The following is a 24,442-nucleotide window of genomic DNA, read 5'->3' on the forward strand; positions in this document are numbered from 1 at the left end:
TAATCACCCTAAGAGTAACAATTCGTTAAGAAGTGGAAAATTTGCTATATATGCTAATTGATTTGTAAAAACCAAAATTCCTAAAATTATGATGAATGATCCTAAAAATACATTGTAATATCTGAGATGTTTACTCATAGAACGAATAATTTTAGTCGCCCTTGAATAAAACACTCCCATCAAGATAAATGGAATTCCTAACCCTAATGAATATGCTAATAATAAATTAAAAGCAATAGATGGAGTTGTTGCTGCAAGTGTAAGTATAGTTCCTAAAATTGGACCTACACATGGTGTCCAACCCACAGCAAAAGCCAAACCAAAAACAAATGACATTGGGTAACTTGCACTTGATCTTTTTGGAATAATTTTTTTTTCCATGTTTAGCTTATTGAACTTCATTGAAAGTAGAAGAAAAATTCCAAATCCTATGATTATCACTCCGCCAATTTGATTTAACCCACCTACTAATTCACTTGCTGATGTTGCAAGAACACTGTTGATAATTACACCTAATGTCGAAAATATTACTGAAAATCCCAAAACAAAAAATACTGAATTTAAAATAATGTTGGTCCTGTTGATAGATAGTGTATTGGAGCCTCTGTTTTGGCTTAACTCTGATAATGTAGTACCAGAAATATATGCTAAAAATGCTGGAATCATTGGTAAAATACATGGTGCAACAAATGATCCCATTCCTGCTATTACTGCAACTGCAAGCGTGATCTCTACCATGAATTAAAAATGCAATTTTTACTTTAAAGGATTATTCCATATTGTTCTCATGATATAATACACTCCCTTTTTAACTGGGATTTTGGAATTTTTAACATGAACAAACGTTTCATAATCGTCGGAATAGTTTTAGGTATTGTAATTACTTTAGCCGTAATTATTGGCTCGCCAGCATTAGGTGGCTTTGATTCAATGCGTTAATTACATGAATTTCTTATATGCCTTATCTAAAATATTAAGCGTTTTTTCAATATCTGGATATGATAGCCATGCAGTAACTGAAATTCGTAATCTGGCTTGATTTTTTGGAACTGTAGGGTATCTGATTGGTTGTACAAATAATCCATTATTAAATAATAAATCTCCGAACTTCATTGCTGCTTTCTCATTCCCAATTATGATTGGTATGATATGCGTCTTGGAGTTTATCTCATACCCAATCTGTTTTAGTCCTTTAGAAAGATGGGTGATATTATTTTCCAATTTTTTTTTATATTTTTCTCTATTTGATTCAAATCTTTTTAGAGAATACGCCACCAAGAATGAAGGGAGTGCAGATGTGTAAATAAATGATCTTGATTTGTTTATGCATAAATCAATTACGTTATTCTGTGATGCAACATATCCTCCAAATGATCCTAAACCCTTACTAAGACTGCTAATATACAAATCAATTTTTTTTGCAATACCGAAATGATTTGGAGTCCCACTTCCATCTTTTCCTACCACAAAATCCCCATGTGCATCATCTACAATAGTAATCGCATTTGCTTTTTCCGATATCTCTACAATTTGCTTCAGTGAAGCAAAATCCCCATCCATACTGAATACTCCCTCTGTAATTACAAATTTGTTCTTTCCATTTTGTTTTATTTTATTTTTTAAATCATCCATATCATTATGTTTGTAAATCAAAACTTTAGCATCTGATAATTTGCATGATTCTATGATGCTTGCATGATTTAATTCGTCACTTAGAATTAAATCTCCTTTTTTTGCAATGGCGGAAATTGCTCCCAGATTTGCCATGTAGCCTGTAGGGTAAACCAAACTGCTTTTTTGCGATTTATGTTTTGCAAGAATATCTTCTAATTTTTTGTATGATTCATCATTTCCAGATACAAGTCTTGAACTTGATTGAAGTTGTTTGATTTGTATTTTTGTTGTTGGTATTCCTAGATAGTCATTAGAGCATAAATTGAGAAGTTTTTTATTATTAATTGTAATATTAGCTCCATCTGCATACCCATATCGTAATTTTCTGTATAGGTTATTTTGTTTTATTCTTTCTAATTCTGCATCAATAAACTGCAGTTTATGTTTCAAGACCAATTTTTTTAATCATTTCTAAGTCTCTCTCAGCCTCGTTTCCCCCCATTGTTAGATACCCTGCAGTGATAATTCCGTTTGCACCGCTTTGTAGCAATTCTTCTCCTGAATCATCCAGATTTGTTTCTCTTCCACCAGAAATCTTGATCACTGATTCTGGTAAGAGAAATCGGATTACAGAAAATATTCTAATGATTTCTGAATTAGGAAGTTCTGTTTGCAATTCAAGAGGGGTCCCTGGAACTGGAACTAGTATGTTTATTGTTACCTCCTCTGGATATATTCTAGCTAATTCTAATGTTAATTCTAATCTCTGTTTTCTTGTTTCTCCAAGACCTATTATCCCACCAGTACATAATTCAAGTCCTGCATTTCTTGCGATTTCTAATGTTTTTAACCTATCTTCATATGTATGTGTTGTACATATTTCTGAGAATTTAGATTTTGAAGTTTCTAGATTGTGGTTGTATCTTTTTACATTAAGATCTTTTAGTTTTGTAGCTTGTTCTTTAGTTAAAAAACCTAAACTACACTCAACACTAATTCCAACTTTTTTGTTGATCTCATTAATAATATTACAAACTTTATCAAAATCTCTTGCAGAAGGTTCTCTCCATGCAGCTACAAGACAATATGATTCTGCCCCTTGTTCTTTTGCACTTTGAGCTTTAGCCACTACTTCTTCTGGAGATGGCAACTGGTATGTTTCAATTCCTGTATCAAAAAACGCTGATTGTCCACAAAAAGTACAATCCTCACTACAAGCATTTTTTTTAATATTGTTTAATTGCTCTACATCTACTTTGTTTCCGTTAAAATCTCGGGTAATCTTGTTTGCGCATTGTGCTAAATATTTTAAATCATCATTTGGAATATTAAATAATTTGTCTGCTTCGTCGGCTGATATTTGTATTCCTGAAAATACTTTTTCCTGACACTCTTTGATGAATTTCTTGCTCATAACTAGATGATCTTATATTCCATTTATAACAATACTGGAAAATCTAATCCTGTATGTATAGTGGATCAACACTCAGATAAAATGGTGTTTTGCAGCCTGAATAGTCTTTATTGTATTGTTTAGCAGTAAGTCTAGATCTTTTTCTGAAATTGCAAGTGGTGGTACAAGCATGACTATATTTCCAAGAGTTCTAAGATAGATTTTATTCTTTTTTCCTTCCTCAAAAAATATCTTATTGATTGATTTTATTGATTGGATTGGTGTTTTTTTAGTTTTATTTGATACTAGTTCTATTCCCATTAACATTCCTTTATGTCTGATGTCCCCTACAATATCAATATCTAAGATCTGTGTGTAGTATTTCTCAAAAATTCTTGCAGTTTTCTGAATTTTTTTAATAAGATGATTCTTTTGATACATTTCGATGTTTTTGTTTGCAACTGCAGCTGCTATCGGGTTTCCTGTATAGGTATGACCATGAAACAAATGTTTCCAATCATTAAATTTCCCCAAAAATGAGTTATAGATTTTCTTATTTGTCAGAGTTGCAGCCATTGTTAGATATCCTCCTGTCAACATCTTTCCATATGCTACAATGTCTGGAATACTTTTTTGCTCCTCATACTGTAGCATGGAGCCCATCCTGCCAAATCCTGTTGCAATTTCATCTAAAACCAATAATACTTCATGTTTTTTACATAATTGGCTTATTTTTCTTTGAAATCCTTTTGGATAAATAATCACTCCGCCCGCAACTTGTGCACCACTCTCCATCACAAAAGCTGCAATGTTGTTATTTTTTGATAATCTATTTTCAATTTTTTCTAAACAATAATTCTGGTAATCTAAAAATGTAAATCCTTTTGGAATTCGGTATTTGTTTGGCACTGGAAATTGTATTGTTGAAAATAATTGCTTTTTGAATTTACTGAAAAATTTGGGAACATACCCTACCGACATTGCACCAAATGTATCTCCATGATATCCGTTTGTTATTGTAGCAATTTCTGTTTTCTTTTTCTCTCCTATGTTTTTCCAATACTGTAATGCAAGTTTTATGGAAATCTCCATTGCAGATGAACCGTTATCTGAATAAAATACTTTATTCATTCCTGGTGAGATTTTAATCAAATTAACTGCTAATTTTTCTGAAGGCTCATTTGTAAGATTGAACATTGATGAATGCTGTAGTTTTCTGCTTTGACTTCTAATCATATTTACTAATTCTGGATTTGAATGTCCCCAGACATTACACCACATTGATCCTACTGCATCAATCATCTTATTGCCTTTAGAATCAGTTAACCATACCCCTTTTCCACTTTTTATTTGTGTAAATGAATCCCATTCACTCATCTGTGTATTTGGATGCCAAACAAAACTAGTATTCTTCAACTGGTAATAGTGATGTACTTGTTCTTAATAATTAAACGATTGATTTAGAGATATTCTCTTTTTCTTCTATAAGCCCCACATTTATGACATGGTTTTTTTTTCTGACCTTTAAGAGTTAATTCCAAAGGTGTTCCACAATCAAGACATGACTCTGTTGGATTTATTGACATGGTTTTTCTGAAATTATGTAAACTTAAGCGTATTGGTATGTTTGCTGTTGTTTTTGATATTTTTAGTCTATTTTTATTACATCTGTTACCGAGTTTGAATTTTTTTACTAATTTTTTAGATTATATTTACAATATTTCTATTTTTTGAACATATAATGGACATACAGATAATTTAAAATCTATACTTTTGGCAAATTCCCTGTCTTATCTAAATTTGATTTACAAACTTTACAATATAATCTAATTTCGGCTGATGGAAATTCTGCCCCACAGTTCTTACAAGTATAAAATTCTGTTTTTTCCACAACCTTATTTGATAGTTTTATGAACTTAAGCATATTGCTAATCTCCAAACTCAAATATGGTTTTGAGTTTACAACTAGACATGTTATAAATTATATAAAATATGATACATGTGTGACTGATTACAAAGTAAAAAATCTAAAAGTTTGTAGTCGATACTTTTGAAATTCTTATAATAATTGTATTACGAAATATGTTTATTCAATTCTATTTTAAATATAAATCTGAACTTTTTCAAATATGTCTAATCATTCAAGTTAGAAAGTATTCTTTCAAGATCTTGTTTTTCATATCTAAGACTTTTTACAGTAATCCCTTCTTGTAATGTTAGAGCAAATTTTTCCAACATTGATTTATTTTTTTCAGAAATCTCAGATGCATGAATAGCTTCATTTAGGTTATTTGTTTGATTAAAGAGATTTTTTGAATTTACCTGTTCTGAATTTCCCTCCAAAGAGATTAGCATAGTTAACTCCTTTTTGATCTCATTTAGAATCTTGGTTATGGTATTAAGATTTGTAGACATACAATATTAGTCATTTACTTGTTAATTAACCTAAAACAAATCAGAATTATCACATATAAAATGAAATTCTTACTCATAACCCGTTTATGGGTTTACTTGAATAACAAGATTAATCAATCGCAAATTAAGAAGCAATTTACTGAAATCTCTATTCATATCTGGCACTGATACTGATGTTGGAAAAACATATGTTACTGCAGGCTTAGCAGTCACACTTCGAAGAATGGGAGTTGATATAGGTGTAATGAAACCATTTGCTGCAGGCAAGGCACAAAAAAAAGGTTTCAAGTCTGAGGATGTAGAAATTCTTGCAAATGCTGCACAGGTAAATGATTCTGAAAAATTGTTAAACCCACAATTTTTCCCAATTGCAGCATCACCATACACTGCTTGGATGAATCTTAAGATAAAACCTAGAATCAATTTCACTCTTTCGAGTTTCAAAACTCTTTCAAAAATACATTCTATGATGTTAGTTGAAGGAATAGGTGGTATTATGACTCCTATTCTTAAAAATTATTTTGTTATTGATTTGATCAAAGATATGAAAATCCCAGCAGTTCTTGTAACTCGTACCAAAGTTGGCACAGTTAATCATACTATAATGACTGTACAAATGTGTCAAAAATACAAAATTCCTCTTAAAGGGATAATCATCAATGATTTTGATTCTGATGGATATAAAATCCGAGAACTTACTCGCGATTTGAAATCACTGACACGGTTACCAATTTTAGGCTCAATCCCGTTTATCAAAGACATGAGTGATGAATCCATGTACCGTGTGTTCAAAAAAAATCTAAATCTAAAACTGTTTTTATAATAATTTGTCTATACTCTTAAAATTTTAAATTTATTTGCTCCACCTACATTTGTAAATTGGGCAATTTCAAATATAATTTTTGAAAATGTATTGTTTTTTTTAGATAAGATAAAGGATTTCTTTCCAACTGGAATATTTTTAGATAATACTAACCAAATGTTTTCTTTTTCAGGTTGAATCTTTTCCATTTGAGTAATTTTTTGATTAATTACTTGAATGTCTGACGTTTTGGGTATGCAAATTAAAAGTGTTCTTTTTGGATCTTTTTCTAATGTTTTCAAATCTGGAACAATAATATCAATTTCAACTCCATTATGATTTATCTTTCTTTGACTTGCAATTAGAGACTCAGTAAGAAGATAATGTAATAATCCTGTCGCTAACATTCCTATGCTTTTATCTTTTTCATCCATTGAAATTATTTGATCATAACAATTAGATGTGATTTCTTCAATTATCTCGTCAAACTTTTTGTCTGCTCTTAGTTTAGGAATTGTCTGTGAATTTTTTATATATTCAAACAAATGATCTTTGATTGGATTTATCTCTTCTTCCATCCGTTACTTTTCTTAATTTTTTGATATGATAATGTTTCGCCATACAAAACGCTTAAGTTGATATAACAATTTCAATTATGTATTATGAAAATAACTGTACAAGAAGGTTGGAGTGGAAAAAGCAAAATGGCAATTGTAGCTATGACGGTAAGTTTGCTTACCATTATGGCAATTATTTTATTTGACTAATCTTTTTTGATTTTCAGTCTTTTCTTAAATTAAGATTTTATTGACATTAATCGTGTCTAATCTTTCGTTACTGATGATTCTTTTCTAGATGTGAACAATATCACATCGTCTTGATTTAAAATAAAAAATAATTATCATTCAACATTATTGATAGTAAATCTACAATGACTGCATGAATCATGGTCTTTTACAGAATAGGTTAAACCACAGTTTGCACAAACAACAAAATCCGCCATGCCATCTAGGTTAATTCATACTATATGTATGATTGGTATGTATTGACACAATGTGATTTTTTTTAAGAATTGCAATCTATTGTAATATTGAGAAATTTCTTTGATTAATCATTTGAATATGTGCTATGTATTCAAGGCTATAAGATATTTTTTGAGTTAATATCAGATTTTGTTCTAGTATAGTGTATCATAATAATCTTAGATTAAAAAACACCTGAAAATGTTTATAATGATTTCTTGGAATCAAAAAATTTGAGAACTACACTATTCGTTAAAGATGTATCGTCTTTCGCCTCTAGTTTCAGTTTTGGTCTGTACATCTACTAGAACAAATTCTTTTTTTGAATGTAACATTGATTCTTCAGGTGAAAGTTTGTTCTCGTGTAATTCTTCATACTCATCCCACGTAAGTTTTCTTCTTTTTCCTATCTCTATTTCTAAATTCATATTCTTTACCATTTGTTCGTACTCTGCTTGGATCACTCCGCTAAATACCATTGCACTGCTTCCACTACCATATGATCCAAACCCAACTCTTTTTCCTGCCAAATCAATTCCTTTTTGATATTCAAATTCCAAACTACTTCTAAATCCTAAATATAATGATGCAGTATACAGATTACCAATCATACTTGATGCAATAAGCGAACTTGAGAGTTTTGATTCATAAACTTCTTGGTATTCTTTAGTTTTAGTAAAAAGTTTTGTAAACTCATGATCTTTTGCCATAAATTCTTCGTCTGCTAAAACAGACTCAATTGTTCCACGTGGATCTTTAGGCTTAGGTTCATCCATTCCTATGCTCTCCAAAATTTTTTTCCATCGTGGAAGCTGTCTCCATTCATGTCTCACAAGATATGCTAATGCTTTTTTACCCATGTTACTGTATGGTAGGTGCATGTTGATGTAATCCATATGATCTAAAATTGTTTCATCGGATTTTAATTTGATTAGTCCTGATGAAATTACTTTTTTCTTGTATGATTCAAGTGCTTTTCTTACTTGAATCATATATAATAAATTTGAATATTGTCCATGAACTATCGGTGTCTCTTTTCCAAATGGTCTGTAAAAATCATATTCATCTTTAATTGATGTAGCTGTAACTTTAGGATCAAATGCTAATAATCTTGGGTCATCATTAAGCAACATTGCAACTGAACCTGCGCCTTGTGTCATTTCACCGCTAGAACCCAGGTCATATTTTGCAATATCTGATACAACTACTAGAGCATGTTGTCCTTCAGCTTCTCCAGCTCTAATCCAGTTTGCATTATCATATAATGCATATGAACCACTAACACAAGCAAATTTGGTTTCAACTCCCCCGCAGTGCTCAAATGCACCCTGACCATATACTTGCTCTAACATTCCAATAACGTATGAGTTCATTGCTTTTGACTCATCAAACGCAGATTCAGTCGACACGTATAACCGCCCAATGTCGTCTGGAGACAATTTATTTTTCTGCATAATTGTTAAACATGCATTGGCTGCTAGACATGCAGGATCTTGATTCGCATCTACAATTGCCATTTGAGATATTCCTAGACCCTTTTGTAATTTGATTGGATCTAAACCTCGTGCATTGGCAAAATCTGCTGCATCAATATACAATCGTGGTATGTATATCGCAATGTCATCTATTCCAGCTGCCATAAGCTTGCCTGAAATATTTCACTAATAAGGATATTGTGTAAATTCTAACTATCTAGGAATAAAATTTTAGTACTTTTTTTATGCTTTAAGTAGGTTTTTGATCGGTATTTATTATTTTTTTAATTCCGCTTCAAAAATATTCTCAAATACTTCAAATGGTTGGGCTCCAAAAATTTTTGTTGTTTTTCCATCTGGACCAATAATGAAAAATGCCGGCGTTCCAGTCAATCCAAGAGATTTTGCATCGTTATTACTTGCCAAAATTACTTGTGAGTGATTTGCACCAACCATGCACTCCGTCCATTCATTCATGTCTAATCCGATCTCTTGTGCAAACTTTGCAAGATTTTCAGATGATGCCCATCCATTATTCTCACCAGTCCAATTTGTATACAAAATATCATGATATTCCCAAAATAACTTCTGATCATTAGCACAATGTGTTCCATGTGATGCATTAATTGAATCTGGACCTATGATGTTAAAGTCTTTGAATATCATTCTAACTTTTCCAGTTTCAATATAATTTTTTAAAATACTGTCTTCAGTTGAATGGAAGAATACATTACAAAAATGACATTGATAATCCCCAAATTCAACTAGGGTTACAGGTGCATTTGGATTGCCAAGTATTGGTGAACCGTTATCTAAGAATGTATTCATTGTGATTTTTGGAGGTCCAGCTTCTTGAATAGTTGGAGTCTGTTCAATTGTCAACTCCTGCTGATTTGTAATTTCTTGAAATCCAAAAAATGCAATGATGATTACTAATGATGCAATTCCTGCGCCTATTCCAAGAGAAGGTGCATGTATCAATACTTTGTAAAATTATTTAATACATTTAGTCTTTTGTGATGTTCTGGTGATTTCTCATTATTTGGTATTTTATCAATACTAAATACCCGTATATTTTTTAGATTTTAAAACTTTATTCTATACTATGACCATACCAGTGAGATTCATCTTTTTGGATTATCTCGAGTAAGATATTTTATTGGGCAGTTTTTATTCATTTCTACTTGTATTAATGAAAAACTTGTTCATTTCTGATATTACTTGGATGACTACCTTGATAGCATATCCAATTTTTAATTACAATTATTGAATTTTTTTTGTCATCGGACATATGTTTGAACGTGTACTAATGTTGATTTTGGATATACTTGTAAAATACAGGTCATTGATATGATACACTTGAGTCTATACCGTACAAGTAGTATCGTAATAGAAATAATTGTAACCTAGCAATTTTTTAATTTAACAAACTAAGATCTGAATCTAATCCTATGATACGCACTAATAAAAAAGTCATCACATCACGTTTTTGTTTATAATTACTATAGAGTATGTGTATAATTTCTTGCTTATTATAGATGATTTCCAATAACGCTTATTCAGAATCTAAATAAATAGGTGAAATATATGAAATCTATGAAAAAAGTTTTTGTTAATGGGTATGGCTCTATAGGCAGTAGGATCACCGCATTTCTCAAAGATGATCCTGAAATCACGGTAGTTGGAATTGGTAAGTATTCACCAGATGAAAAAGTAGAAACTGCTATTTCTAGAGGTCTTAAGGTATACGTTCCCGAAAAAAAATTGGGCGATTTTTCAAATTATGATATTTCTGGAACTATTGAATCTGTACTTGATGACTGCGATTTGGTAATTGATGCCGCACCTGGAGGGCACGGATACAAAAATAAAAAAAGTCTTTATGAGCCAAAAAACATTCCTGCAATATATCAGGGTGGAGAATCCACTATGGGTTCAGAGGCGGTTTCAGATTTACTGTTTAACTCCAGAGCAAATTACGACCAAGCAATAGGCAAAAATCACGTCATGCAAGGAAGTTGTAATGTAACTGGAATGGGCAGAATTTTAGAGCCACTACGCGACAAGTTTGGTGACAAATTAATTCGATTCGATGTTACTCTTGTTAGAAGATGGGCAGATATTGAACAAACTGAAAAAAAGATCACAGACACTATAGAAATGACAGAATCACCGCATCATGGTGATGATGTAAAATTGTATTTTGGAAAAGATGCGCCACTTTATGTACGCGCAATTAAAGTGCCTACAAGACAAATGCATTTGCATATTATGGATATTCGATTCAAGGATGTTGCCCCTAAACCTTCTGAAATTCATGATATTTTTACAAATGAATTTGGAGTAGCTACTTTGTGGACTGCAAAGAGCACTAAAGATGTAAGAGATTGTGCTCAAAACATGGGCTTTAATTTTACAGATACTAACATGATTCACATTCACGCAAACATGACTACATCTATTGGAGACACGGTCCAAATGATGTATTCTGATGATCAAACAGGAATTGTAATCCCTGAAAACCACATGCTTATGCAAGCAATGTTGTTTGAAAAATCGTACAAAGAATCATTTACTCATACTGAATCTATTTTTCATATGAATGAAAAAAAGCAAAAGTTACAAGAGTTCTTTGCTAAAAAATAATTTTAATCATAATATTAATCGATAAGATTTTTTTATTGTTGATAGTTTTCTTTTCTATATGTTTCCAGTGTATAATTTACTAGTCTTATAATCCACGAACTTCTTGAACTGCCTTTCTGATACTTTATCATGATATGTATAAGGTATGAATGGATTAATTGGTTTTTTATTTTAGTACTTCAATTTATATCAGGAATTTTCCACTCTTCAAAGTTCAACTCAACGTTTCTAGCATATTGTTCCACAATGGGTTTCTCATTTAGTAACGTATGAGACATTGAAAAAGAATCAAAACAAGGCCCTAAAAGTAATGCATCGCAAGATGCATAAGTATTAGGAATACCCAAGGATAAAATAATTACAGTGATGATGATGAGTGAAAGTATAGTTTTCATTTTCTAATTTTCCCATATTCAAGTTTTGAAATATCTGTGATAAAAAATCTTCAATCAAATGACAAATACGACCATCATCAATTTTGACATAATGTTCTACATCTGATGTCTCATAGTAAAAACAGGCGAAATCTTTATCATGACGTTGAACTGTTTTCCAGACGGGATTTTTAATGCATGCACATTCCAGTATTAAGCAAATTTGTAATGCAATTATATCGTTGATTTTAACTAGACTGTAACCAAATACTGGACTCCACCCAATCTATCTCCCACAATCAGGAAATTGTCTTAAATTCTATCTTTGTAGGTTGCACCCCTAACAAGATAATTTTTACCATATGTGGAATTGACTTTTACATCAAATCCAATACAAGTTTTTGATGAATGTCTAATGCCATTCCAGTCAATTACTCCTTGTGAAATATCGGATACTCTTGAATCTTCTGAGATGATTTATTATGACACCCTGATTGTTCATCTGTTTATTTTTGTTCTGATTCTTCAAATATGTTTGATAATGGAAAAATACAATATATGGTGTTGCTAATATTTAGAACATAATATGACAGTTTTAAGTACAAAACATATACAAGAACTAGAAACAGCCTGTCAAGAATTATCCAAAGAGGACCAAGTAAGACATGTTGGAGTGATTAATTCATTAGGAAATCTTGTGGCTGGAGGTTTCAAAAAAGGTATTACCCGTTACTGGATGATGGAAATATGGACATGTTGTACATGCAGATGCAATTAGACTTTAAGATGAGAAAGGAACTTGATGATCTGCTAGGATCCGTGGATTATATTGCATCTAGAAGAACAAAAAATTTGGTTATCAGCGTACCTATAGGAGAAAACTTGGTTTTGATAACTGCAGAGCCTGGTGCTGATGATAAATCAATTATTAAAAAGGCAGAAGAATTATTTGATGAAATTACAATATCTACGATTTAGAACTCTCTGGGTTCCATCTTTTTCTGCTTAGATCTATTCTGAGTTTATTTTTATGGATTTATTGTGGAAGAACACATGATTTTATTCAGTCTTCAGTTAGCAGTCATCTTTGTTAGATATGACTCTAGTGTGGGATCTTTGTTTCCATTCTGCAATAGAGATTAAATTCTCAAAATAATAGATGTTTTTATATTTATTTGATATTTTTACTCTATGTTTTCCTAAAGATATTTTTTTATGTTTTCAAAAATTTGCCATGAATCTTAAAATCCTCATAAATCATAATTTTCACATTTGAATGAGTTTAAAAGTTTCATTATTTGTATCGTATAAAATTATTTGTTAATTCTTTCTATTCTAACTTTTTCTGGAATGTTTTTCCTTACTTCCTCAACTACAATTCTTAAATTGTCAATTTCTAGTTTGTCTCCTTCTTGTGGAATGTCTTGTAATCGTTCATGAAGTAGACCGTTAAGAGTACTATAATCATCACCTTCTGGTAACTCTACTTTAAAAATTTCATTAATTCGTTCTATTTCTATCTCACCATTTGTTTCAATTGTATTTTTATCTATGACATAATGATCATCTTTTGGAGATGCATCTGTTTCGTCTTCGATGTCCCCGATAATCTCCTCGATTAGATCTTCTAAAGTAACTAACCCTTCAACTCCACTATGCTCATCTATAACTATAGCCAAATGTGTTTTTCTTCCCTTCATCTCTTTTAGTAATGAACTCACCATCTTCTCTTGAGATACAAATACTGGTTCTCTTGAAACTTGTTCTAATGTCTTCATTTTATTGTCTGATTCTAATTCTTTTAGAACATCTTTAACATGAATAAATCCAATAATGTCATCATTTGTATCTCCAAAAATAGGGATTCGTGAATGGACATTTTGATTAATTAACGGTAATGCCTCAAACAATAGCATTTTCGCAGGAAGGGTGAACATTTTTGTTCTTGGAGTCATTACAGCTCGAATTACTGTATCATCAAACTCTAATGCACTGTGAACAAGATCACTCTCATCTTTTTCTAGTGCCTTATCTGCTAATCCTTGTTCTACAATACCTTTGATCTCTTCTTCTGTGATTGGAGGTGCATGATAACTACTTCCAGTTAATTTTACCATACTTCTGCTGATAATTTCAAATAATTTTACAAGTGGCCAAAAGATATAGCTAAAAATAAGTAAAACACCTGCAAATCTTAAGCTAATCTTTGTAGCATTTGCATTACAATATGTTTTTGGAGTTATTTCACCAAAAACCAAAATTAAAAATGTCATAATTCCAACTGCAATTCCTAAACCTTCATCTCCAAAAATTCTTAATGCAATACTGGTGGCAAATGCTGATGAACCTACATTGACAAGATTATTTCCAAGATTTACACTGGACATCATCCATCCTGGGTTATGTTTTAATTTGTAGAGTGCTTCAGAACCTTTTATTCTCTGTTTTCTTAACTGATTAACTTTGGAGTTTCTTGTACCAACCAAAGCTACTTCTAAACCGCTAAAGAAACCAGACAACCCAATTAGCACAGATAATATTAAAATTTCAATCCAAAGATCTACCATGATCTTCTCCAAGAAATTTTCTTAACATAAAAATAATTTTTCATTTAGTATTTTTGCACCATCTTTTGGTTGTAATGTTTTTACAAATCTTGAATTTAACTCTTAATGTCTTAAAAATATTTAAAATCAATCATGTCTAAAATCATGACTAAGTTTTTGGAGGAATTGCAAATTTGTTTTGTGGGTTCTGGTGATATTCTACTGGTAATAGGGCATCTTTTTGTCTACCCGTAAGAATTCCTACCACAACCTCATCCTTCTTTATAATACCCTCGTTCATTAATTTCCTAATTCCTGCAACAGATGCTCCTGATGCCATCTCACAATCAAACCCATTCAAACCTACAACAGACATACCATCCAACATTTCTGAATCTGAAACCGTAGTTACAATGCCATTAGTAAAGTCTAATGCGCGTAGACCCTTCAAAATATTGGCAGGTCTGCCGATTTGAATTGCAGTTGCTTTAGTTTTTGGCTTCAAACCTTTTTTATCCAAATGATCATAGTATCTTGAAATTAATTCTGTATTGGGATTTCCTTTATTCCATCTAAGTTTTTCACCTTCAAATGCACCATTATACAAATCAGACAATGTACTTGCACCTTCAGAATTTATGACTGCAATTCTCGGGATTTTTTTAATCCATCCCCATTCATATAATTCTGTTAATGCTTTACCACAACTTGAAATGTTTCCCAAAGCCCCTCCTGGATAAATAATCCAATCTGGTACTTCCCAGTTAAGATACTCTAATGCTCTAAATGGAATTGTTTTCTGTCCTTCAATTCTAAATGGATTAACAGAGTTTACTGTGTATCCTTCATGATTTTGTGCATCATCTAATGATTGTTTTAGTGCATCATCAAAATTCCCATCAACTTGTATTATTTGAGCTCCAAACTGATATGCTTGACTAAGTTTTCCTGGAGCGATTTGTCCTGCAGGGATATACACATCACAGTTTATTCCTTCATTTGCTGCAAACATACCTGCTGATGCCGAAGTATTTCCTGTTGATGCACAAACAATTTTTTTTACTCCAATCATTTTTGCATGTGTAACTGCTGTTGCCATACCGTTATCCTTGAAAGATCCACTTGGATTGTATCCTTCAGGTTGTAACCATAAATTATTATTTGGAATCCCTATAAATCCTGCAACTTTTGACATTTGGTATGGCTTTGATTGCCTTCCTTCTGCACCATCTAATGATACAAGATATCTTGAACACTCTTCAAGATTCTCCGTGTCAATTTGACAAAAATTTAATAATTCTCTAAATCTCCAAACTCCACTTTCATTGAAAATACTACCTTGAGGATTTCTCCTACTGTAAAATACTTCTTTTAGAGTTACTGGAGGTTTATTCTTATATTTTACATCTAATAGATGACCCTTTTCGCATTGTACGTTTGTACTTTCAATCGAATATTCTAACCCACATTGAGGTTCAATACACTTTAGATAAGCATCACCTTGCATTGTCATTATGTCTAATATGTGATAATTTAAAGCAAATGTGCAATTTTTCCACAAGCCATCCTGCTCTTCCTAAACTTTAGATTAGATAAATCATAAAAAAACTTCATGATTACTCATAATGAACATCTTAAAAATATCCTTTCACACGTATTAGTTTCTTATAACAATCTTAAAGAAATTAAAGATAAACCGGGAGATCTTGAAATTATTAAGAAAGAATTGCTAAAAATCAATGGATTCATCAAAGTAATGACTAATAATATGAATTCCAAAAATATTCAATCCTTTGATTTTGAGTCATTAAAATCTAAATTCAAACATTATTTAGAAAATTATTTATTTGAAAAAGAGATCGAAACAATGGCTCCTTTATATTCAAATGATCTACATAGGGTAAAAAATATGCGGTTAAAGATACTTGAATCATTAGAGGATAAAAAAATGATGGAAAGTGTTGGAGAATTGTTTGAAAAAATATGACTGGTGAGAAAAAATGTATCTTGTGCGGGTGTAAAGATCATAAGTTATTTGGTTGCTCTAGACACATTTCAAAAAAGTGTACTTGTTATGATCAAAACAAATGATTTCTTAAAATTATTTTCGTTTAGGGCCTGATCTCACATGGAAATTTAGACAGCATTTGCATTCTTTTTCCAAACACTCTGATTCATTATGATGGCCACAAATTCCACACTGACAGTTTTTTGACATGATACTATTAATCTCATTTAGAATATAATTTATCCCTAAATTTTTTATGAGTTTAAGGTCAAATGATGCTTATTTTTTAGATTTTGGCTTTAATTTTTTTAACGGCTTTTCTTTTGTTTCTAATTCTTTTTTAATTTCATCTGCTTTATTCTCTACTGCTTTAATGATCACTTGAATTATACCGTCAAGATCACTATCTTCAGCTTTAGGTTCTAAAGTACTAGCAATTTCATTGATAGTAGTTGAAATTTCTGAACTTACATCCTCAAAACTCTCCGGATCTTCATATGCTGCATTATATAGATCTTTTAAATTATTAACATGGCTAATTACTTGATCAGTTAACACTATTTTGTAATTAGTACCATTTACGTCAAATTCTTTTGAACTCATACCTGTTTTTGAATTTCTTTTGTTTATAATGTTTTTCAGAATTTATTTATCTTATATGTGGAAAACCAATTTTCCTCAATGTCGAAAAAAATTCTTCATAATTTTCTTTTCGTTGATGTGTAAAAAGAAAAAAAGCATGATTTTAAATAACACTGATAAATCAAGTGTGTCTCTACTTAAAATTGGATATAGTCTAACGCTGAAGCATCACTGATTAATCTTGTATGCTTCGATCCAACAACATATCCATTTTTTATGTCTCCTGCAGGAATCCATCTATTAGTTGATGAATAATGTCGTTTTTCGGCTAATTCTCTTTCAATGGATTCTATGTCAAATTCAGCCTCTTCTACTTCTTGAGTTGTAAGGTGCTTTATTGTTACAAGAATTTTTGTAACTTTTACTCTATCCCCGAATTTCCATTTTAATACAGGATTCTCATCTGAGACCTCTAATACCTTGATCTTCATCTGTTTTTTACCAAATGCATCATGACTTATCAATACCCGTTCATCGGTAAATTCTTCAAAACTTCTTCTAGAATTAACCTCTGCATCTGAAACTGTCTCCAATAATGATTCTACATTTTTGTCAATTGATTCTGTGTTAACATTGTCTTCAGACATAATTATCAGCTGTTCTTATCCTTAAAAAACAATTTGAATTTTTGATTTAGTTAGGCATTATGTCGTTGTTTTGTCTTAAATGGCATTACGCATTCTTTAAGTAAAATTTCTTTTCTTGTTCCGTTAATTTTTGCAAAAAATTTACCCTCGTAGGTACAAACACAGTTTGTAATTTCTAATGACTCATCCCATATTTTGAAAAACTCTCTTAATTCTCTACCCTCATATTCTCCTATACCTATCCTTTTTTTTGAAAGAAACTTAAATGCTAAAATTACATTTCTCTTTTCATAAATATCGAACGTCTTAATCCATGACAGGCATCGTTCTATTTGATCTGCCGGTACAGGAAGGGATGTACTAGTACCAGATTTTGCTTCAATTGTAAATATTGTGCTATTCTCTGTATTCACTGCCAATATATCGGGTAGTGCAATACTTGGAGATCCTAATCTAAATGCCTTCCAATTATTTGTACTATTGAATCGTTTAACTATGGTATCTTCCCATTGATACCCTCTCTGCCTTCTTGTCCTGGCAGCCTTTTGATTGTTGGTTTTAATTTTCTCTGTAATCTTTGCCTTTGATATTACTAAAGACCTAGTTCTTGCTTTCAATGATTACCCGCCAACGTATCCGTTATAGGAAGTGGGTAATTATACAATAACTCTCTATAAAGATTGACATATCCATTTTTTATTACTGATAAATAAGAAATTATTTTAATAGTTTTTAGAATTGTATCACTTCAAGACCCATCTTGAAATTTATCTAAGGGATGATTTAAAATGAAAATAGAATATCATCTGCTTTAATTGGAACTAAATTACTAAAACAATTCTGATTCTATTTTTTCAAATGATTCTGTTCTATTTGCTTTACTTAACAAAGATGTTGTTTCTACTCCTTTGACATAAAAATAATACACATACATATTCAAAATCAATTTTTTTTTATCAAGTTCAGAAATTGGTTTGTTGGTAGCTATTTACGAGTAATACTTTCAAAAGATTTTGGATTTGTTTTCACACATTCTGTGATTTTTTTTATATAAATTCTAAATTAACCATCAAATTTGAAACAAAAAAAGCATCACTACAACCCTCTGCCTAATTGTGGGTAAAAATAGATAAAAAAAAGATTGTCAAGGTAAAGGTCCAACTAAAAACCAAAAATAAGATGTTCTTTCTTTAATTTGACCACGGGTAGATAGGGAAATCCATGCTGAAAAACATCTGTAAATTGAACTGGAATTCCTTTGTGACCTGAGTATTTTATGAATGGTTTATCCGGTTCTTTGTCCAACTCTACATAATAAAAACAATAAATAGTTTCGAGTAATTCAATTTCTGTCATATATCCTACAATCCATTTTTTTCCTTTTGGAAAACACAATAGGGTCACATTAGGATCGGCTGGCCACTTAGGATCATATGTCAATCTTGCAAGATTTCCCAGATCTTGAACTTTGGAAGTTTTGAATTTATCCGAAATTTTCTTGTATTGCTTAATTGAAAATGGTAATGAATCTAAATGAACTATTGGTGCATGATCCGATGGTGATCGTATTGAAGAGACAACTTGTGCTGTTTCTTTACCTCCTTTTGGATCATATTCAATATATCTTCCATCTTGATAATCTGTATAAAATGCGAGGATCGAATTTGACAAAATGATTTTACTTGACAATACCATCCTACCATGCAGTTTATGTGCATAAACTCTCAATGGATACTCTCGAAAGGCACATACAAATCGTGCAAAATCCAGAAAACTATCAACCTCAACGAAATGAATTTGTACCAAACGTAGTTTCTTCTTTTTTTTAAACTAATTTAGTTTTGTCGAATCAACACAAATTTATGATTATGTTATTGATTATCAAGCATCATAACGCAACATCATATTTGAAAATAGTCATATGTAGATCTACCACGTTTTTGACATAATTAGAATAGTAGATTTTAATTTAGAAATGAATTTTGATGGTTGTTGTTAATTCAATAATTCTGACATCATTAAACGATACCCTCCAAACCCATAAAATAGATGTATTCTATTGGATACATTATTGGATGAAATAATTATTGAAAAATTGATGGCTAGACGTGATTTTCATCTTTATACATTGAAACATCTTGATTTTCAAATTTTGACTGAATCTGTTTTAGAAGATAATAATGACTGTGAGAGATTGAAAATATCTACAATTTTGGAATTAAAAAAAATAGAACAAGAAATTGCTTTTCTTTTATCTAAAAAAGAATCTTAGTTGGCAATGAGTTTATCAAACCCATTTAATTGATAATTTTCATGTTTGAGGAACTTGTTACTAATTTGGTAAATATAAAACAAAAATTTGCAAAAAATTATTCTGGTAATGCTCACATTCAAGAGGTAATCCCATCAGTTATTTCAGAAAAATTCCCAATCAATGAGAATCATTTACAATTATTACATAATTTTGCTCAGAAAAATCCTATCTACTTTAATTCATTTGAAGAAGTTATTTCTGGAGTTTCATGTATTGTTTATGAGGGTGACATAAACGAATATTGGCTAAATAGTATAAAACATGGCTCTAGTTGTCAACCGTTTTATCCTACGTGGATAATGTCTGCATATGTGATGACATTAATTGCAAAAACGTTGGGCTATGATGAATTAATAGATATTGGTTCTGGTGATGGCCGAATTGCATTCTGTGGGAATGTTCAGGGATTTTATTCACATAGTATTGAAATCGATGAAGGTCTTGTAGAACTACAAAATAACATCTGTAAAAAAACTGAACAAAACTTTGATCCTATTTGTACAGACGCATTGGAATATGATTACAACAGTCTAGAATTAAAACATCCAATTTTCTTTATAGGTGGATTAGCTCAAATGGGCGGAGATATCTTGGCAACCAATATTATTGATAAAATAAATTCAATTTCAAATCTAAAACACAAAACGGGTATAGTGTTTGCAGGAACAAATTCAAAAAGAAATCTTTCAAGTAATTTAACTAACGGGGGTTGGAGTAATTTGATTGAAGAACATGATCTAAAAGTGATAAACACAGTTTCCTTGCCAACTATTTGGACATTTGATCAACAAGATGATACTCCCTATATTTATACAAAATTTAACTAACTTGGAAAAAATAATCTCCTTTAGAAATTCCACATTTTGACATTTTAACTTTTTTGCCAATTTCTGGAACGTCTAAAGTTTTTGCCAATATTCTAACATGTTTTTCAAATTCAACAAGACAAAAATATTCACTGTTTTGTTTTGAAAATTCTATAATTTTACCATCAAATTCTCCTTTTTTTAGAATTACTGAGCCAAAACATTGATCACAATATTCTGATGGAGGCCAAACGATTTTACCACATGATTTACATTCAGGGATAGAAAATATTCCTTTTTTTAACTCTGATTCAAAATTCATTTTTCTAAAACCAATACAGTTGAAGATGTTGCTGCTGCGGACATGTTATGAACTAGGCCCGTTTGTACATTATCTAATTGTCGTTTACCTGCATTTGACTGAAGTTGTTGAGTAATTTCTATAGTCTGGGCAATACCCGTTGCACCAAGTGGGTGACCACATCCAATTAATCCTCCACGGGGATTAATTTTAAAGTCATTTGTGGCATAAAGATCTTTTATCATGTCAGTACCTTCACCTGGTTTAGAAAAATTTAGTGCTTCTAACGCCATTGGCTCACATACTGAAAAGGCATCATGAATTTCTGCAACATCTACATCTGCAATATTTTTATTTGCCATTTTTAAAGCAGTCTTTCCTGCAATAGCAGTTGATTCCATTGAATTTAGTGATAAATTTTTTGTAAAGCTTGCTGATGTTGTTTTTTGTCCAATACCTGTTATCCATACAGGCATGTCTGTTGTCTTTTTTGTAATTTCTTCAGACGCAAGGATAATTGATGAACCTCCAGTACAAGGTCTTGAACAATCCAGTAATCTTAAATCATCTGTTAGTTTTTTAGAATTAATCACATCCTCTACAGTGTATGTTTTATTTGATAGTGCATTTGGATTTTCTTTAGCTTGCATGTGGTTTTTTACAGAAACCAATGCTAATTGTTCGTCTGATATTTGAAATTCTCTTTTATATGATTTTGAAAAAATTGAAGCCCAAAATACGGGATGTTTAAATTCACCTCTGGAATTATCCCATTCCAGTATCTGTCCGGGACTATCATATCTCTCAGCTCCTGCGACAAGAACCATATTTGCTAATCCTGATACAATGTATGAATAAGCTGAAACTATTGAGTTTGTACCAGAATTGCACAAGCTTTCAACAGAATGAGCAATTTTTGGCTGAATCCCCATCATTTCAGATAATATAGGAGATAGGTATTTTGAGTTATTGTTTGTAGATATTAGAACTGCATCAATGTCATTTTTTTGGATTTTGGTATTATCTAAGAAAAGTTTTTTTGAAGAATTTATTAAAACTGATTCTATTTTTTGATCATTTTTTGTAAACGGAATAATACCACATGCAATTATTCCAACTTTACTCATGTTATTCCTCTAAAAATGTTTTTTTGAATAATTTGAATGATTCCAAGGTATTTCCAACAGGATTGAACTGAATAATCGGCAAATCTATTCCCACTTCAATGAATTTTTTAAATTGTTTTTTACATTCATCTGCTGTTCCAGATATTACAAGTGAGCGTAACATATTATCTGTGATAAGTTCATGATTTGATTTGAATCCTGATTTTTTAAATTCATTTAAAATATTTTCAGTTTCTTTCTTGAATCCATTTTTCGCCAAAAAATCACGATAAACTTTTCCAACAGAAATGTAAAAAGCAACGGTTTTCTTTGCACGCTGAATCGCAATCTCTGAATCTTCAGATACACAGGTAATCAATTGACAGGTAACATCTATTTTTCTTGCTGATTGCATTTTATTGATTGTTTTTTTCATTTCATTTATTGGTCTCAAATAAAAAATTACACCATCGCCAATTTCCCATGCTAGATTAACCATTTTTTGATTAACTGCTGCTAAATAAATTGGAATGTGATTTCTTTTTGGTTTTATTAATAATGTGAAATTTTTTAAATTAAAAATCTCTCCATTGTAATTAACTTGCTTTCCAGTTAATGTTAATTTTATTATTTCTACATATTCTTTCATTCTTTGTAGTGGATTTTCAAATTTGTATCCATGAAAAGTTTCGACTATTGGTAAACTACTGGTCCCAAGACCTAAAACCAATCTCCCATTTGATAATATATCTATAGTTGCAGCTCCCATTGCTATCGTAGATGGACTTCTTGAATAGATATTGATAATAGATGAACCTATTTTTTGAGTGGTTGTTTTGCTTGAAATTGCACTTAACATTGAAAAATTTTCCATGCCCCACGTCTCAGGAATCCAAATCATATCTACATTAGTTCTTGAAAGAATTTCTGAACAAGATATCACTTCATTTACAGAAAGAAGTGAGCCTAAACTACATGCTATACGCATAAAAAATCTATGTATACTCTATATTCTAGTGTTCTGTTTTAGTAATAAGTTAATTTTGATTGAGGCTGAGTATTATCAGATCAAATGACAAATATATTGCATGAGTGAGCAAGAATTCTCAAAATTGGTTACAGAGATGTTTTGGAATAATGCAACAAAATACACTTTATTTACTAAAGATGAATCATTTGTTGAAGAAGTGGCATATATGATGGTCACCTTACACAGAACAGGAGCATAAAACTTACTTTATTATCTTATCAATTTCTGATGCGCAGTCCTCTATATCTTTGAAGGAATCAATTGAATACCATTTCACATTTTTAAATTTCACCGTTTGTAGTTTTCTTTTCTTGGCATAATCTGGAAAAACTGTTTTTTCAATGTCTCCTTTATTTGGCATGTCTTTTAACATTTCTTGGTTTAAATAATATATTCCAGCATTCATCCATAAATCAGAAATCTCTTTTTTTTCTTTAAATTTTATAATTTTACTACCTTTTGTTTCTAAAATTCCAAATTTTGTTCGTAATTCAATTGCGGCCACCGAATTTTCCAATTTGATTAGTTTTTTCAAATCTAAGTTAGTAATTGTATCTCCATTTAGAACAAAAAATGATTTATCATCAATCATCTTCCCTGCTTTTTTAATTGCACCTCCAGTTCCTAAAGGTAATTTCTCAATTGAATATTTTATCTCTAGTCCTAATTTTCTTGTAACTAAATAATTTTCAATCATCTCCTGCTTATATCCTGTACAGATAATTATTTCGTTAATCCCAAATCTTTTCAAATATTTTATTTGCCATTCAATAATAGGGATATTTTTTATTAGTACGAGTGGTTTTGGAACGTCATCTGTAATGGGTTTTAGTCTTTTACCTCTACCGCCTGCCAAAATTATAGCTTTCATCTATTTGGTACTGGATTTTTCATGTTTTATGTTTTCACTCTACTATGTCTTCCATCTTTTTTGCAAATTCATTATAGATATGCTCTAGATCCTTTAATGGCATTTCAATACCTAGTAATTTCATTGTTTTATTCCAAGATTCGATATACTTTTCATCATCAAGACCTTTTCCGAGAGTTTCTGCAATAGAGTGAACACCCTCAGTTTTCCCTAGGGCGTAAATCGCAATATCTCTATCAGTTAACAAAATTGTTCACTTTCTGTAAGGTGGTAGTCCAAATCCTCTCACGATCTGCATTTCATAAAATAGTCTATATAAAGAAATAGAAATGCTTATTCAGATTTAATATCTTTGTCATAATAATATAATTCAGTATAGCAATCAAGACAATATGGAGAATCAATTTTAGTTTTTTTCATGTTAGCAACTGCTTTCTTCAGTTAAATTGTAATGTAGTTCTTGATAGCACTCAACACAATAATTTTTAAA

The 24,442-nt window shown here is 31.0% G+C and carries 30 protein-coding genes; 8 read left to right on the top strand and 22 right to left on the bottom strand.

The annotated features are described in order from the left end of the window. Window positions 1-3: 3 nt before the first annotated feature. The 7 genes from OEM44_00175 to OEM44_00205 all read right to left on the bottom strand — a co-directional run bounded on the left by OEM44_00175 (window position 4) and on the right by OEM44_00205 (window position 5,422). Complete coding sequence (locus tag OEM44_00175) at window positions 4-738, bottom strand: cytochrome c biogenesis protein CcdA (GenBank protein ID MDH3515214.1); 735 nt, start codon at window positions 736-738, stop codon at window positions 4-6. 201 nt (window positions 739-939) lie between these two features. Beyond that, window positions 940-2,064: a pyridoxal phosphate-dependent aminotransferase family protein gene (locus OEM44_00180; GenBank protein MDH3515215.1), complete on the bottom strand. Its 1,125-nt coding sequence runs from the start codon at window positions 2,062-2,064 to the stop codon at window positions 940-942. Beyond that, window positions 2,054-3,028, bottom strand: coding sequence for a biotin synthase BioB (gene bioB / locus OEM44_00185; protein ID MDH3515216.1), 975 nt, complete (start codon window positions 3,026-3,028; stop codon window positions 2,054-2,056). The genes OEM44_00180 and bioB overlap by 11 nt, the downstream gene beginning before the upstream one ends. 72 nt (window positions 3,029-3,100) lie before the next feature. Further along, window positions 3,101-4,423 (bottom strand): adenosylmethionine--8-amino-7-oxononanoate transaminase, encoded by a 1,323-nt coding sequence (gene bioA / locus OEM44_00190; GenBank protein MDH3515217.1) that lies wholly within the window; start codon window positions 4,421-4,423, stop codon window positions 3,101-3,103. Between the two features lie 44 nt (window positions 4,424-4,467). Continuing rightward, window positions 4,468-4,593, bottom strand: coding sequence for a hypothetical protein (locus OEM44_00195; GenBank protein MDH3515218.1), 126 nt, complete (start codon window positions 4,591-4,593; stop codon window positions 4,468-4,470). A gap of 179 nt (window positions 4,594-4,772) precedes the next feature. Further along, on the bottom strand, window positions 4,773-4,931 hold the full coding sequence (locus OEM44_00200; protein MDH3515219.1) for a hypothetical protein: 159 nt from the start codon (window positions 4,929-4,931) through the stop codon (window positions 4,773-4,775). A 209-nt stretch (window positions 4,932-5,140) separates the two neighbouring features. Continuing rightward, window positions 5,141-5,422: a hypothetical protein gene (locus tag OEM44_00205; GenBank protein MDH3515220.1), complete on the bottom strand. Its 282-nt coding sequence runs from the start codon at window positions 5,420-5,422 to the stop codon at window positions 5,141-5,143. A 139-nt stretch (window positions 5,423-5,561) separates the two neighbouring features. Here OEM44_00205 and bioD point away from each other — a divergent pair, with 139 nt between their 5' ends. Further along, the gene (gene bioD, locus OEM44_00210; protein MDH3515221.1) at window positions 5,562-6,245 is read left to right on the top strand and encodes a dethiobiotin synthase; all 684 of its coding nucleotides are present in this window, start codon (window positions 5,562-5,564) and stop codon (window positions 6,243-6,245) included. A gap of 8 nt (window positions 6,246-6,253) precedes the next feature. Here bioD and OEM44_00215 read toward each other — a convergent pair whose 3' ends face one another. The 3 genes from OEM44_00215 to OEM44_00225 form a co-directional block, all read right to left on the bottom strand. Beyond that, window positions 6,254-6,802: a hypothetical protein gene (locus tag OEM44_00215; protein MDH3515222.1), complete on the bottom strand. Its 549-nt coding sequence runs from the start codon at window positions 6,800-6,802 to the stop codon at window positions 6,254-6,256. 689 nt (window positions 6,803-7,491) lie between these two features. Next, the gene (locus tag OEM44_00220; protein ID MDH3515223.1) at window positions 7,492-8,886 is read right to left on the bottom strand and encodes a 3-hydroxy-3-methylglutaryl-CoA synthase; all 1,395 of its coding nucleotides are present in this window, start codon (window positions 8,884-8,886) and stop codon (window positions 7,492-7,494) included. 111 nt (window positions 8,887-8,997) lie between these two features. After that, on the bottom strand, window positions 8,998-9,702 hold the full coding sequence (locus tag OEM44_00225; protein MDH3515224.1) for a DsbA family protein: 705 nt from the start codon (window positions 9,700-9,702) through the stop codon (window positions 8,998-9,000). A 615-nt stretch (window positions 9,703-10,317) separates the two neighbouring features. Here OEM44_00225 and OEM44_00230 point away from each other — a divergent pair. After that, entirely contained in the window at window positions 10,318-11,367 is a 1,050-nt protein-coding gene (locus OEM44_00230; protein MDH3515225.1) for a type II glyceraldehyde-3-phosphate dehydrogenase, read from the top strand. A gap of 179 nt (window positions 11,368-11,546) precedes the next feature. Here OEM44_00230 and OEM44_00235 read toward each other — a convergent pair whose 3' ends face one another. Further along, a complete protein-coding gene (locus OEM44_00235; GenBank protein MDH3515226.1) occupies window positions 11,547-11,762 on the bottom strand; it encodes a hypothetical protein in 216 nt (71 codons plus the stop codon). Window positions 11,763-12,327: 565 nt separating this feature from the next. Between OEM44_00235 and OEM44_00240 the strand changes: the two genes are divergently transcribed. Together OEM44_00240 and OEM44_00245 are read left to right on the top strand one after the other, a co-directional pair. Continuing rightward, complete coding sequence (locus tag OEM44_00240; protein MDH3515227.1) at window positions 12,328-12,519, top strand: hypothetical protein; 192 nt, start codon at window positions 12,328-12,330, stop codon at window positions 12,517-12,519. Continuing rightward, the gene (locus OEM44_00245; protein ID MDH3515228.1) at window positions 12,504-12,719 is read left to right on the top strand and encodes a hypothetical protein; all 216 of its coding nucleotides are present in this window, start codon (window positions 12,504-12,506) and stop codon (window positions 12,717-12,719) included. The genes OEM44_00240 and OEM44_00245 overlap by 16 nt, the downstream gene beginning before the upstream one ends. A gap of 335 nt (window positions 12,720-13,054) precedes the next feature. Here OEM44_00245 and OEM44_00250 read toward each other — a convergent pair whose 3' ends face one another. Together OEM44_00250 and thrC are read right to left on the bottom strand one after the other, a co-directional pair. Continuing rightward, entirely contained in the window at window positions 13,055-14,308 is a 1,254-nt protein-coding gene (locus OEM44_00250; GenBank protein ID MDH3515229.1) for a hemolysin family protein, read from the bottom strand. A gap of 148 nt (window positions 14,309-14,456) precedes the next feature. Further along, on the bottom strand, window positions 14,457-15,794 hold the full coding sequence (gene thrC / locus OEM44_00255; GenBank protein ID MDH3515230.1) for a threonine synthase: 1,338 nt from the start codon (window positions 15,792-15,794) through the stop codon (window positions 14,457-14,459). Window positions 15,795-15,899: 105 nt separating this feature from the next. On the opposite strand from thrC, the gene OEM44_00260 reads away from it, so the two are divergent. Continuing rightward, a complete protein-coding gene (locus OEM44_00260; GenBank protein MDH3515231.1) occupies window positions 15,900-16,274 on the top strand; it encodes a hypothetical protein in 375 nt (124 codons plus the stop codon). A 300-nt stretch (window positions 16,275-16,574) separates the two neighbouring features. Here OEM44_00260 and OEM44_00265 read toward each other — a convergent pair whose 3' ends face one another. The 4 genes from OEM44_00265 to OEM44_00280 all read right to left on the bottom strand — a co-directional run bounded on the left by OEM44_00265 (window position 16,575) and on the right by OEM44_00280 (window position 19,219). Continuing rightward, the gene (locus tag OEM44_00265; protein MDH3515232.1) at window positions 16,575-16,898 is read right to left on the bottom strand and encodes a hypothetical protein; all 324 of its coding nucleotides are present in this window, start codon (window positions 16,896-16,898) and stop codon (window positions 16,575-16,577) included. Window positions 16,899-17,074: 176 nt separating this feature from the next. Then, window positions 17,075-17,524: a hypothetical protein gene (locus OEM44_00270; GenBank protein MDH3515233.1), complete on the bottom strand. Its 450-nt coding sequence runs from the start codon at window positions 17,522-17,524 to the stop codon at window positions 17,075-17,077. A gap of 50 nt (window positions 17,525-17,574) precedes the next feature. Further along, entirely contained in the window at window positions 17,575-18,141 is a 567-nt protein-coding gene (locus tag OEM44_00275; GenBank protein MDH3515234.1) for a resolvase, read from the bottom strand. A gap of 544 nt (window positions 18,142-18,685) precedes the next feature. Next, window positions 18,686-19,219: a hypothetical protein gene (locus OEM44_00280; protein MDH3515235.1), complete on the bottom strand. Its 534-nt coding sequence runs from the start codon at window positions 19,217-19,219 to the stop codon at window positions 18,686-18,688. Between the two features lie 376 nt (window positions 19,220-19,595). Here OEM44_00280 and OEM44_00285 point away from each other — a divergent pair, with 376 nt between their 5' ends. Continuing rightward, window positions 19,596-19,796: a hypothetical protein gene (locus OEM44_00285; protein ID MDH3515236.1), complete on the top strand. Its 201-nt coding sequence runs from the start codon at window positions 19,596-19,598 to the stop codon at window positions 19,794-19,796. Window positions 19,797-19,837: 41 nt separating this feature from the next. Next, the gene (locus OEM44_00290) at window positions 19,838-20,665 is read left to right on the top strand and encodes a hypothetical protein (protein MDH3515237.1); all 828 of its coding nucleotides are present in this window, start codon (window positions 19,838-19,840) and stop codon (window positions 20,663-20,665) included. Here the strand turns inward: OEM44_00290 and OEM44_00295 are convergent. Genes OEM44_00295 through OEM44_00305 form a run of 3 tightly spaced genes read right to left on the bottom strand, consistent with a single transcriptional unit; the run spans window position 20,658 to window position 23,039 of the window. Then, on the bottom strand, window positions 20,658-20,966 hold the full coding sequence (locus OEM44_00295; GenBank protein ID MDH3515238.1) for a zinc ribbon domain-containing protein: 309 nt from the start codon (window positions 20,964-20,966) through the stop codon (window positions 20,658-20,660). The genes OEM44_00290 and OEM44_00295 overlap by 8 nt on opposite strands. Further along, window positions 20,963-22,072, bottom strand: coding sequence for a thiolase family protein (locus OEM44_00300; GenBank protein ID MDH3515239.1), 1,110 nt, complete (start codon window positions 22,070-22,072; stop codon window positions 20,963-20,965). Before OEM44_00300 ends, OEM44_00295 begins: the two co-directional genes overlap by 4 nt. A gap of 1 nt (window position 22,073) precedes the next feature. Continuing rightward, window positions 22,074-23,039 (bottom strand): LLM class flavin-dependent oxidoreductase, encoded by a 966-nt coding sequence (locus tag OEM44_00305; protein MDH3515240.1) that lies wholly within the window; start codon window positions 23,037-23,039, stop codon window positions 22,074-22,076. Between the two features lie 100 nt (window positions 23,040-23,139). Between OEM44_00305 and OEM44_00310 the strand changes: the two genes are divergently transcribed. Beyond that, a complete protein-coding gene (locus tag OEM44_00310) occupies window positions 23,140-23,280 on the top strand; it encodes a hypothetical protein (GenBank protein ID MDH3515241.1) in 141 nt (46 codons plus the stop codon). A gap of 3 nt (window positions 23,281-23,283) precedes the next feature. Here OEM44_00310 and OEM44_00315 read toward each other — a convergent pair whose 3' ends face one another. Both OEM44_00315 and OEM44_00320 read right to left on the bottom strand, forming a co-directional pair. Continuing rightward, window positions 23,284-23,952, bottom strand: coding sequence for a nucleotidyltransferase family protein (locus OEM44_00315; GenBank protein MDH3515242.1), 669 nt, complete (start codon window positions 23,950-23,952; stop codon window positions 23,284-23,286). Between the two features lie 34 nt (window positions 23,953-23,986). Continuing rightward, window positions 23,987-24,199: a hypothetical protein gene (locus OEM44_00320; GenBank protein ID MDH3515243.1), complete on the bottom strand. Its 213-nt coding sequence runs from the start codon at window positions 24,197-24,199 to the stop codon at window positions 23,987-23,989. Window positions 24,200-24,442 lie beyond the last annotated feature (243 nt).

The sequence above is a fragment of the Nitrosopumilus sp. genome (genome assembly GCA_029862745.1).
Classification (GTDB): Archaea; Thermoproteota; Nitrososphaeria; order Nitrososphaerales; family Nitrosopumilaceae; genus Nitrosopumilus.